This window comes from Chitinophaga sp., assembly GCF_036566945.1.
Lineage (GTDB): Bacteria > Bacteroidota > Bacteroidia > Chitinophagales > Chitinophagaceae > Chitinophaga.
The window spans coordinates 1-11409 of record NZ_DATCVJ010000185.1 but is presented as its reverse complement, the minus strand read 5'-3'; the positions used below and the strand labels follow the sequence as shown (position 1 = coordinate 11409).

The following is an 11409-nucleotide window of genomic DNA, read 5'->3' as shown; positions in this document are numbered from 1 at the left end:
CCAGGAAGCTGACAAAAGGGAATCTATCTTTTCTCTTCCTGTCTGACCAGTTTTCAAAATACCATACCGATAGCATAGAACATGTAGCTACTAAGGTTTGGGAAACAGGTACCTATACCCGAATGACCACGGGCATATTTTATACCCAGCAGTTTAACCGGATGAGTTATACCGCTGCCGCCTACTACCAGGGAGGTACTAACGGCAACGGACAAACGGTAAGTGGTAGTTTATTTTCCGGGTCTTTTCAATACAGCGTCAGCAAGGCCTTCAGCGCCGGTGCCGGCGTAGATTACACCAGTCCGGATTTTGATCCGCTCTATGGTACCCCACATAAATTCTGGGGCAACATGGATTATTTCTATGTAGCCAGTGGATTTGGCAACAAAGGATTACAGGACTACTACGTAAAAACGAAGTTTAAACCCGGCCCCCGCTGGGGATTTACAGGAGATGTACATGAATTTTACGCTGCCTCCGCCATTGCAGGGATGAGCAAACAATTTGGTACAGAAGCAGATGTGACGGCCAACTATACGCTGACCAAAATGATTGGTCTGGAAGCGGGCTACAGCCACTTCTGGAATACCGCTACGCTCACTTCTCCAACGGTAAAAAATGTGAAGGATGCCGGCAGTAACAGTAACTGGGCTTATCTCTCTGTGAACATACGCCCTGAATTTCTGATTAAATAACCTGTAAAACTTGCTACCATGCTCGCTCCACTTAATAAAATAAAAATCTTTAGTCTCGATACCATACAGATGCGCACATTCCACATCACGTGGCTCATGTTCTTTGTCTGTTTCTTTGGCTGGTTTGGTTTGGCGCCGTTGATGCCTACTATCCGCACCGATCTGGGCTTAAACAAATCACAGATAGGCAATATCATTATTGCTTCTGTATCCGGCACCATCATAGCGCGGCTCGTAATTGGCCGGCTCTGTGATACCTGGGGGCCGCGCAAAACAGCGGTGCGCCTGTTGCTCATCGGATCGCTGCCGGTATTCCTGGTAGGGCTATCAAAAGATTACACGTCTTTTCTCTTATTTCGTTTAGCCATTAGTGTGATAGGCGGCTCATTTGTGATCACGCAGTTTCACACCTCGCTGATGTTTGCACCTGCCATTAAAGGTACCGCCAACGCCATCACCGGTGGATGGGGTAACCTGGGCGGAGGGGTAACCAACATGGTGATGCCGGTCATCTTTGCGGCCATTGTTGGTTTTGGTTACACCAAAGCAGAAGCGTGGCGTTATGCCATGATTGTTCCCGGTGTAATGATGCTGATAGTAGCGTACCTGTACTACCGTTATACAAAAGATACGCCCAATGGCAACTTTGATGAGCTGGGACATCATAAAAAAAATAGCAAAACGGATTGGTCTGTGTTGGCCGACTGGCGCATCTGGGCGCTCACGCTGGCCTATGGTATGTGTTTCGGTATGGAGATTACATTTGACAATGTAGCGTCTTTACATTTTGTAGATACATTTCATCTTTCTCAAGGCAGCGCAGGGTTCTGGGCGGGTATATTTGGTTTCATGAACCTTTTTGCCCGTGCATTGGGTGGCATTATTTCAGACAGGGTCGGCGCAACATCCGGCATGAAAGGCAAAGGCTGGTTATTGGCCCTGATGCTGCTGGCAGAAGGAGTAGGTTTATTATTATTTGCACAGGCTGGATCACTGGTAGTAGCCATTATTGCGATGCTGAGTTTTGCTTTGTTCCTGAAAATGGCCAATGGCGCTACTTACGGCATTGTACCTTTTATCAACGAAAAAAATGCGGGGCTGGTTAGTGGTATTGTGGGCGCCGGCGGAAATATGGGTGGCATGTTATTCGGCTTCCTGTTTAAATCAGACAGCATCACTTACGTACAGGCGTTCACGTATATCGGCTTTATTGTAATAGGCATTTCAGGTATCGTTATGCTGACCAGGTTTACGCGTCAACCTGCGGCAGCAGCCATACCGGCAAGAACACCGGTAGCCGTATCATAAATCATTTATTAAAACTTCCTGCATGCAAGCATCATTTAAAACCACCTGCTGTTACTGTGGCGTAGGCTGCGGAATAGTAGTACATAAGGACCGGCAGGGAAAGCTGCATGTAGAAGGTGATAAAACACACCCGGTAAATAAAGGTATGCTTTGCTCCAAAGGCATGAACCTGCATTATACCGTAATGGATACATCAGACCGGCTGCTGTATCCGGAAATGCGCTACCATCGGAACCTGCCACGGCAAAGGGTTACCTGGGATCAGGCATTGGAAAGAACAGCAGCCGTATTTGCTGCTATCATCAAAAAACATGGCCCGGATGCCGTAGCGTTTTACGCATCCGGGCAATGCCTGACAGAAGAATATTATGTGGTGAATAAGCTGATCAAAGGATTTATTGGCAGCAACAACATCGACACTAATTCGCGGTTATGTATGAGCAGCGCCGTAGCCGCCTATAAACTGGCGCTGGGAGAAGATGCCGTACCGGGCACTTATGATGACATAGAGCTGGCCGACTGCATCTTTGTAGCGGGCGCCAATCCCGCCTGGTGCCATCCTATTTTATGGCGGCGGGTAGAAGCTGCCAAAGCCGCCAATCCGGCCCTGAAAATTATTGTCAGCGACCCAAGGGTAACACAAAGCTGTTCCGCTGCCGACCTGCACCTGCAGGTAAACCCCGGCACCGACATCGTGCTGCATCATGCTATTGGTCGCGCGCTCATCACCGCCGGTCATACCGACAGCTCCTTTATACAAGGCCACACCAACGGATTTGAGCAATACAAGGATACCGTGATGGAACGGAGCATTGAAGAAGCAGCCGCCATTTGTGGTATCTCAGCAGCAGATATTCACACCGCCGCAGATTACATCGGCAACGCCACCGGCTTCATGACCCTGTGGACCATGGGGCTGAACCAGAGCGTAGTAGGCGTAAATAAAAATCTTAGCCTGATCAACCTGCACCTGATCACCGGCCATATAGGCAAACCAGGCAGCGGCCCCTTTTCACTAACCGGGCAGCCCAATGCCATGGGCGGACGGGAAGTAGGCGGTCTTTCCAACCTGCTGCCGGCACACCGCGTACTCAATAATCCACAACACCGCAAAGAAGTACAGGACTTCTGGGGTGGTACTGCATTATCAGATAAACCCGGCCTTACTGCTACAGAAATGTTCAGTGCCATGCACGATGGCCGGCTGAAAGCGATCTGGATTATGTGTACCAATCCGCTGGTGAGCTTACCGGATGTTCGTTTCGCAGAAGCGGGATTACTAAAAACCAAATTTGTGGTGGTACAGGAAATTTCCAATAAGCCGGAAACCCTGCGCTATGCTGATGTGGTGCTGCCTGCCGCTGCCTGGACAGAGAAAGAAGGCACCATGACCAACGCCGAACGCCGCATCAGCTATCTCACTAAATTAACAGATGCGCCCGGAGAAGCACTCCCCGATGCAGAAATCATTTGCCGCTTTGCACAGAAAATGGGCTATCACGGTTTCGACTATACGAATATGTCGGAGATTTACGACGAACATTGCCGGTTAACCGCCGGTACCAACATAGATATCAGCGGACTGGATTATAAAATATTAAAAGCCCAACGCAGCGTACAATGGCCTTACCGCGCCGGTCATGGCACTGCCAGGTTATTTGAAGATCACCGGTTTTACACCCCGGATACCAAAGCGGTGATTCACAGCTTTGAAGATGCCAACCACTCAGAATCATTGACCAAAGAGTTGCCTTTAATACTCACCACCGGACGTATCCGCGATCAGTGGCATACCATGAGTAAAACGGGCAAGGTGAGTAAACTGAAACAACACATTTCTTCTTCCTTCCTGGAAATACACCCGGAAGATGCCCAACAGCGCGGCATCAAGGCAGATGATATTGTGACCATTCACAACAGCAGAGGAACGGTAAGGGTGAAAGCGCAGCTGAGTCATACTATCAAAAAAGGGGTGGTATTTTTACCGATGCATTGGGGCAAAATTCTTCACAGCGATTTGCACCGCGCCAATAATCTCACCAACCACCTGCTGGACCCTATCTCCAAACAACCCGACTTTAAATACAGTGCTGTACAGGTACAACGCTATCGGAAGCCGGTACAAAAAATTGTGGTGATCGGCGCCGGTGCGGGCGCCTGCGGATTTGTAAAATCGTACCGCGAACTAAATACCACCGATGAAATAGTGGTATTCAGCAAAGAAGACCTCCCTTTCTACAACCGCGTGATGCTCCCCGACTACATCAGCGGCACCCAGCAATGGAAGCAGTTGATCAAAATGACCCGGGCAGAAGAAACGGCCTATAATATTACCCTCCACAGAGGTGTGAGCATTACCCATATAGACCGTGCCAACAAGCTGCTGACAGATAGTAACGGCCACGTACATACGTACGATGTCCTGTTGATGGCTACAGGCAGCAGAGCCGCTACCCTTCGGGATATTCCGCCTATCCCCGGCATTTTTACCATGCGCACCCGCATGGATGCGGATGCCTTCAAACAACATATAGATCCTGCACGCGGGAAAGTAATGATCGTAGGTGGTGGCTTATTAGGGATAGAGCTGGCGGCATCTCTCAAAGAAATTAATATAGACGTAGGCGTTATACAACGTACCTCCCGGCTCATGGACCGGCAACTGGATACCCTCGGCGGACAACTCCTATACGAAGAGCTGACCGACCGGGGCATCGATATTTATTACAATGATGAAATTGATCGTTTTTCCGGGCAGGATAAGCTGGAAGGACTACGCATGAAAAGCGGATTGTATATTCCCTGTCAGGCGGTGGTTATGTCTATTGGTACCGTGCCCAACATAGAGCTGGCGCAGGCCGCACAACTGCTTTGCAATCGTGGGGTGGTGGTAAATGAATACCTGCAAACCAGCGACCCGGATATTTATGCCATCGGAGAAATCGCTGCTTTCAACGGCACCTTATATGGCATCACCGCAGCGGCAGAGCAACAGGCGGCCGTAGTGGCCCGTTATCTGAACGGAGACATCAGTCAATACTACCAGGGCTCTCTTTTCATGAACATCCTGAAAATGCATGGTACCGATCTTTGTTCCCTCGGCATGGTAGAAACGCCTAAAGATCCTGCCTATGAAGAAGTTGTTTTCATAGACAAGGCGAAACGTTACTATAAAAAATGTATCATCCATCAGGATAAACTAGTGGGCGCTATCCTGATCGGTGATAAATCAGAGTTCATTGAATTCCGTGATCTCATTCAACAAAAAATTGAGTTATCAGATAAGCGGTTGGAGTTATTACGCTCCGGAAAAAAAGGAACACCTGTTATTGGTAAACTGGTATGCTCCTGCGGCAATGTGGGAGAAGGCAATATCATGGAAAAAATAGCGACAGGCTGTAATAACCTGCAACAGCTGTGTCAGGCTTCCGGCGCTGGTTTGGGCTGCGGCAGCTGTAAACCGGAGGTAAAAGCCCTGCTGGAAAAATCTATTCCTAAAACCGTTGCAGCACTTGTATAACCATGGCGAAACTTACCCATACTTTTCCGATCAACTTCACCGGTGGCATTATTTCTCCGGGATACCTGCTGGAAATACTCGATACCGCCAGCGCCGCACAAGCTACTCATATTCGTTTCGGTTTGCGGCAGCAACTACTGGTAGACATTCCGGATAAATGTGTGGCGTCGTTTAAAAGCCAGTGCGCCGCGAAGCAAATCACCGTTGCCGATACGCCTAATATCATGAGTTCCTATCCGGCGGCAGGCATTTTTATTCACAACAGCTGGCTGAGTGAAGGCATTTACAAAGATGTGTTTAACCTGTTTGATTATGCACCGGCATTGAAGATTAATATCTGTGATAGTCAACAAACATTTGTGCCTTTGTTTACCGGGCATATCAACTGGATTACCTCTCCCAACCTGCATTACTGGTATCTCTATCTTCGTGTGCCGGGTAGTCAGCAATTATTTGCCTGGCCGGAACTGATCTATACCAACAACATTGCGGCCGTCAGTAAACAGGTGGAAGCAGCACTTAGCCATGGTGATTCGCCCGAACAGGTGTATGCGCAGGTAAAAAGAACATTAAGCTATATCAGTCGCGCGAAAGAGAAAGAACCCGACCTGCCGGCCTTTCATCTCCCCTACTACGAAGGATTTAATAAGTATGACAACAGCTACTGGCTGGGCATCTACCGCCGCGATGAAGATTTTCCCATTCCCTTTCTCAAAGAAGTATGTACCATTTGCCTGGAAACCCGCACCGGTCAGCTATACGCCACTCCCTGGAAGTCGCTCATCATTAAAAACATAGATGCCATTCACCGTACGCTATGGGATTATGTGCTGGGCAAACATGGTATCAATGTACGTCATGCCGCTAATGAACTCAACTGGCAGGTAGAAGATAACAGTGAGGACGGCCTGGTACTGAAACGCCACATTATCCGGTATTTCGATACCGCCGATGTGCGTACCTACGGTTTATGTTTCAGCGTAAGAATTAACCGGCCCGCAAGTCTTTTTGGTACAGTGGTGATCCGCAAGCAGGAGAACAAACATGGCAGCAAGCTTAAATACATGCAACGCTATGATATTCTCTACACCGCAGACTACAACGCTAATTCGGCGCAACTGTTATTATACCGCGAAGGTGTATCGAAAGAACATTTGGGGCCTTACATCGTAGCGTTGTGTAAAACTTTTTATGAACAGAAAAGTGAAGCGAATGTGCTGCAACATTATGTAAGGGAGCAGCAATCGCTGGTCACCATGCCTGTGGTGGAAAAACAGGTATATCAATGCTGTCAATGTCTTACCGTGTATGATGAAACCGTGGGTGATGCGGAGCAGCAGGTACCTGCCGGCACTTTGTTCAGGGATTTACCGGCAGGATATGAATGTTTCGTATGTGCGGCGCCGTTAAGTGAATTTAAGGAAGTGAATGAGGCGGTGTTGCATGTGGGGGCATAGCGACCTCACCGGCGAATATTACTTAAAAAATATTCGATATACGTTCAAGATCCTAATTTAATCCGTAAATCCAACACCACCGGCGCTTTCCGTGTCAACCAGACAATCTTACCCGTTTTTTCGGCAGATTTATCTAATTTTGCGTACTTCAGCGCCGCAAACAGGTGTACACCGCAGATCATGTTAGCAGATATTCATAACGAAACCGATGCACGGCAATACCGTATCGCTACTTCCGTATTCTTTTTTATTTCAGGATTAGGTTACTCTTCCTGGGCATCCAGGATTCCTTCGATTAAGCAACAATTGCATTTAAATGAGGCACAGTTGGGGGCCGTATTATTTGCCCTGCCGATTGGGCTGATGCTCACCATGCCTATTACCGGTAAACTGCTGGGCAACTTCAGCAGCCGTAAGATCATGATGTTTGGCGCCATGGCGTTTAACGTGGTGCTGAGCTTACCAGGCTTTGCTAACAATACCCTGCAGCTGGCGATGGTACTATTCTGTTTCGGCTCTGCCCGTAACCTGCTGAATCTCTCTATGAATGCACAGGCTGTGGCGGTGCAACACCTCTATTCGAGGTCTATCATGACTACCTTTCATGGCATCTGGAGCGTAGCTGGTTCTGTGGGAGCGCTCACCGGCTTGCTGATGGTGACGATGAATGTAGCGCCGTCTTACCACTTACTGATAATCAGTATTTTACTATTATTATTCACGGTATACTATTATCCAAAAACATTCCCCGACCAACCGGTAAAAGACCCCGTAAAAAAAGCGGCCTTTTCTCTGCCGGATAAGTCATTGCTGAAATATTCCCTGATCTGTTTTGCCTGCATGGCCACAGAAAATACGATGTACGACTGGAGTGGGTTATATTTCCAAAAAGTAGTGGGTACCAGCAATGCCACTGCAGTAGCCGCCTTTGTAATTTACATGGTAGCTATGACCACCGGCCGTTTCATGGGTGATAAACTGGTGAAAAGAATGGGCATTAAATCTATCCTGATGTATAGCGGCTGGTTGATCCTCAGCGGCTTGCTGCTGGCTATTTTGCTGCCTTATCCGGTAACAGCAGGCATCGGGTTTGTATTCGCCGGATTAGGCGTCGCCTGTGTAGTGCCATTGGTATTCAGTCTGGCGGGTAAATCCAAAACTACCAACAGCGGACAAACGCTCGCCTCTATCTCTTCTATCGGGTACCTCGGATTCCTGGTAGTGCCGCCACTGATCGGGTTTGTAGCCCAGGCCACCAGTCTGCGCCTGTCGTTTGGGATTATGGCGGTGTGTGGGTTGTTGATTGTCTTGATGGTGAGAGGCATTGAAGAAGCGTAAAGCATAAGGCTTAAAGCAAAAAGCTATTGAAGCGAAGGATCTAAGCGAGTGTTAATCTCCGCTGCGGTCATTCGCTTCAATAGCTTTTTGCTTTCTGCCTTATGCCTTCAGCTCCCACTACATTTCTTCCCGGAAAATATGCTGGATCCGCTTTATTTCTTCGGCATACATGGTTTTCTTCCTCGATCCAAAATACAGGGTATTTTCTGTAACCGGATCCCCTTCCCATACCAGCTTTAATTTGCCGGCAGCAATTTCCTGTCGGCATAAAAAATCAGGCACGACAGAAAAACCGCTTTCCCCACTCAAACAACGAACAATAGAACTCATATTGGGAACGATATAATTCGGTTTGAAATCTATACGATGTTTAAAGTTCAGCTGCCAGAACTTTTTCAGGTGTTCCATATCAGCAGCGGTGCTGTACCAGATCTGTTCTTTCAGCCAGCTTTCGGCGCCAGGCAGGTCCTTTTTTTTCAGAAGAATACTGAGTGCTTTGGTATCGGTTTTCTCTCCGGCAATCAATACAATCCGTTCTTTTGAAAACGCGTGAAATTCCAGGTTCTTCTGTTCTCCTTTGTGAGGGGAAATGATCAGGTCCAGCAATCCTTTATCCAGGTCGCCGATCATTTGATGATAATCACCGAATTTAATAATCACGTTAAAGGGCAGGGAGGCGATATATTTTTCAAGGGTATACTGAAACGTTTCGAAGCACATGCCAATGCTGATGGTAGCCCTTTCTGTTTTGGTGCTTTTATGAAAAAGCTGTTCTGCATTTTCCAGTTTCAACAAGGGTTCCTGTACGAAATTGTAGATCACTTTCCCTTTTTCTGTAGGAACCAGCTTTTTCGCGGAGCGGTCAAACAGTTTATACCCGGTATATGCTTCCAGTGAGTTGAGGTGCAAACTCACCCCGGGCTGTGAAATAAACAGCGCCTGCGCAGCACCAGTCAGTGTTCCGTGTTCATATATGGCTTTAAAGGTGCGTAACCATTCCAGATCGACTCCCATATGCTATCATTTTTCTGATACAAAGGTATAAGTTAAATAATTATGATAATGAATCTTTTTGTGTCAACTTTGCTCTTGTTAAACGGAAAGAACATGCTTTTTACAGATTATAAATTAGGCAGTCTGACCCTGAAAAACAGGATCGTGATGCCGCCCATGACCCGCTCCAGAGCGGCAAAAGGAGATGTAGCCACAGCCCTGATGGCGAACTATTACCGTCAGCGTGCCACAGCAGGACTGATTATCAGCGAGGGTACACAAATCAGCCGGCAGGGGCAGGGATATGCCTGGACGCCGGGTATTTACAGCCCCGAACAGATAGCAGGCTGGAAACAGGTGACGGATGCCGTACATGCAGAGCAGGGGCTCATGTTTGCACAGTTGTGGCATGTAGGCCGGGTATCACATACTTCCATACAGGAAAACGGCGCAGCTCCGGTAGCACCCTCTGCGATCCTGGCAACAGGCGTGAAAGTATTTGCCGATCCTGCGGGCAAAGGAGCCGAAAATGGCGCCGGTGAAATGATTCAGCACTCAATGCCCCGGGAATTAACGAAAGCGGAAATTAAGGCCATTATAAGCGATTTTGCGCAGGCGGCTAAAAACGCGATTACTGCCGGCTTCGATGGCGTGGAATTACATGGCGCCAATGGTTACCTCATAGAACAGTTTATTGATTCACAAACCAACCACCGGACGGACGAATACGGCGGCTCACTGGAAAACCGTTTACGTTTTCTGAAAGAAGTGGTGACGGCTGTAGCGGATGCCATCGGAAAAGACAAAGTAGGTGTGCGGCAAGCGCCTTTAACCACCTTAATGGGAGCCATGGATGATCATCCCGAAGAAACTTACATTGCTGCCGCCAGGATATTGGAAGATATTGGCATTGCTTATATACATATTGCGGAAGCCGACTGGGACAATGCACCGGTGATGCCGGTTGCCTTTAAAGAAGCTTACAGGGAAACATTTTCCGGCACCCTTATCTATTCTGGTAAATATACCACCGAAAGAGCTATGGAGGCATTGGGAAAAGGATGGGCAGACCTCATTGGATTTGGCAGACCCTTTATTGCCAACCCGGATCTCCCCTATCGTTTGCAACATGCGCTTCCCCTGAACGAACCAGACAAAACAACTTTCTTTGGTGGTAACGCCAAAGGCTATACGGATTACGCCAGCATTAAACACACAGAAGCAACAGTATTGGAAAAGGCTTAAATATTTGAACCCGCCGTAATGGCGGGTTCAATGACTAAAACAAAACTTGAGCCATTGGGTAAACCGGCTATTAGCATACCCAAAAAGTTTCCCCACAACTAATAAACTGCGTTGTTGGCAATGAGCGGTTTTTGTCTGCTATTGGTGTTGCTTTACTCAAACTTGCCACGGTAATTTTTGTGAGCTTAAGTTTTGAAGTGATTTTCTTTTTCATGATAGTACAGATTAAGGTTAATTGAATATACATAAAGAACCTATACCCGGCAATCACGTAAAAAGGGGATTTATTATTGTTGTGCTCCCTTACTGATCTGATTATTCACTATACGGGGTTTCCCATCTATATCCAGTGTGCCATTCACCTCTGCGGAAATAACCACGCCGGTATTTTTAGCGGGCGAGTTAGCCGCGATATGAAGGTCAGGCAAGGTGGTACTGATGAGCAAAGGATCTACCCCGTATACAGAGCTGGCATCTACACCGGAAGCAGTTTTCCATGCGGCAAAATCTGTGATGACATTATCCTTTGTGCTACTCCAGATCCATTGCGGCGTGCCAGTCGTAAAAAACAGGTTGTTATCTATCACATTACCGGAACCAGTGTTGGTATATTTATGCACAAATACATCTACCGGTCTCGCATATACGATATTATTTTTGATCACGTTATCAAAGCATTGTTCTGTGAGCCTGATTTCTCCTTCAATTTCACCAAAGGCGCCCACTTCCTTGTCATTAAACAGCAAGGTATTGTTGACTACATAGCAATTACGGGTACCACCGGAAGTATAGCCCAGGTAGCCACCCAGGTAAATACCAGTGCGCCAGCAATTCGCTACAAAATTGTTTCTCA

7 protein-coding genes and 2 pseudogenes are annotated in these 11409 nt (G+C 47.6%); 6 read left to right on the top strand and 3 right to left on the bottom strand.

Translation table 11 applies throughout. The features are described from left to right. The 5 genes and pseudogenes from VIP81_RS05250 to VIP81_RS05230 all read left to right on the top strand — a co-directional run. Positions 1 to 695, top strand: a pseudogene (locus tag VIP81_RS05250) (hypothetical protein); the annotation flags it as partial. 18 nt (positions 696 to 713) lie between these two features. Further along, complete coding sequence (locus VIP81_RS05245; protein ID WP_331957420.1) at positions 714 to 2003, top strand: MFS transporter; 1290 nt, start codon at positions 714 to 716, stop codon at positions 2001 to 2003. Positions 2004 to 2025: 22 nt separating this feature from the next. Next, a complete protein-coding gene (locus VIP81_RS05240; protein ID WP_331957419.1) occupies positions 2026 to 5523 on the top strand; it encodes a molybdopterin-dependent oxidoreductase in 3498 nt (1165 codons plus the stop codon). 2 nt (positions 5524 to 5525) lie between these two features. Further along, positions 5526 to 6980 carry a rubredoxin gene (locus tag VIP81_RS05235; protein WP_331957418.1) on the top strand — a complete coding sequence of 485 codons (1455 nt, stop codon included), beginning with the start codon at positions 5526 to 5528 and terminating at the stop codon, positions 6978 to 6980. Positions 6981 to 7160: 180 nt separating this feature from the next. Next, positions 7161 to 8318 carry an MFS transporter gene (locus VIP81_RS05230; RefSeq protein WP_331957417.1) on the top strand — a complete coding sequence of 386 codons (1158 nt, stop codon included), beginning with the start codon at positions 7161 to 7163 and terminating at the stop codon, positions 8316 to 8318. A 117-nt stretch (positions 8319 to 8435) separates the two neighbouring features. On the opposite strand, the gene VIP81_RS05225 is transcribed toward VIP81_RS05230, so the two are convergent. After that, positions 8436 to 9332 (bottom strand): LysR family transcriptional regulator, encoded by an 897-nt coding sequence (locus tag VIP81_RS05225; protein WP_331957416.1) that lies wholly within the window; start codon positions 9330 to 9332, stop codon positions 8436 to 8438. 93 nt (positions 9333 to 9425) lie between these two features. Here VIP81_RS05225 and VIP81_RS05220 point away from each other — a divergent pair, with 93 nt between their 5' ends. Continuing rightward, positions 9426 to 10556: an alkene reductase gene (locus VIP81_RS05220; RefSeq protein ID WP_331957415.1), complete on the top strand. Its 1131-nt coding sequence runs from the start codon at positions 9426 to 9428 to the stop codon at positions 10554 to 10556. 70 nt (positions 10557 to 10626) lie between these two features. Here VIP81_RS05220 and VIP81_RS05215 read toward each other — a convergent pair whose 3' ends face one another. After that, a complete protein-coding gene (locus VIP81_RS05215) occupies positions 10627 to 10770 on the bottom strand; it encodes a hypothetical protein (RefSeq protein ID WP_331957414.1) in 144 nt (47 codons plus the stop codon). 73 nt (positions 10771 to 10843) lie between these two features. Beyond that, positions 10844 to 11409, bottom strand: a pseudogene (locus tag VIP81_RS05210) (hypothetical protein); the annotation flags it as partial.

Coding starts and splice junctions, on each gene's coding strand:
- VIP81_RS05245 (WP_331957420.1), top strand. CDS start 714: ATGCTCGCTCCACTTAATAAAATAAAAATCTTTAGTCTCGATACCATA.
- VIP81_RS05240 (WP_331957419.1), top strand. CDS start 2,026: ATGCAAGCATCATTTAAAACCACCTGCTGTTACTGTGGCGTAGGCTGC.
- VIP81_RS05235 (WP_331957418.1), top strand. CDS start 5,526: ATGGCGAAACTTACCCATACTTTTCCGATCAACTTCACCGGTGGCATT.
- VIP81_RS05230 (WP_331957417.1), top strand. CDS start 7,161: ATGTTAGCAGATATTCATAACGAAACCGATGCACGGCAATACCGTATC.
- VIP81_RS05225 (WP_331957416.1), bottom strand. CDS start 9,332: ATGGGAGTCGATCTGGAATGGTTACGCACCTTTAAAGCCATATATGAA.
- VIP81_RS05220 (WP_331957415.1), top strand. CDS start 9,426: ATGCTTTTTACAGATTATAAATTAGGCAGTCTGACCCTGAAAAACAGG.
- VIP81_RS05215 (WP_331957414.1), bottom strand. CDS start 10,770: ATGAAAAAGAAAATCACTTCAAAACTTAAGCTCACAAAAATTACCGTG.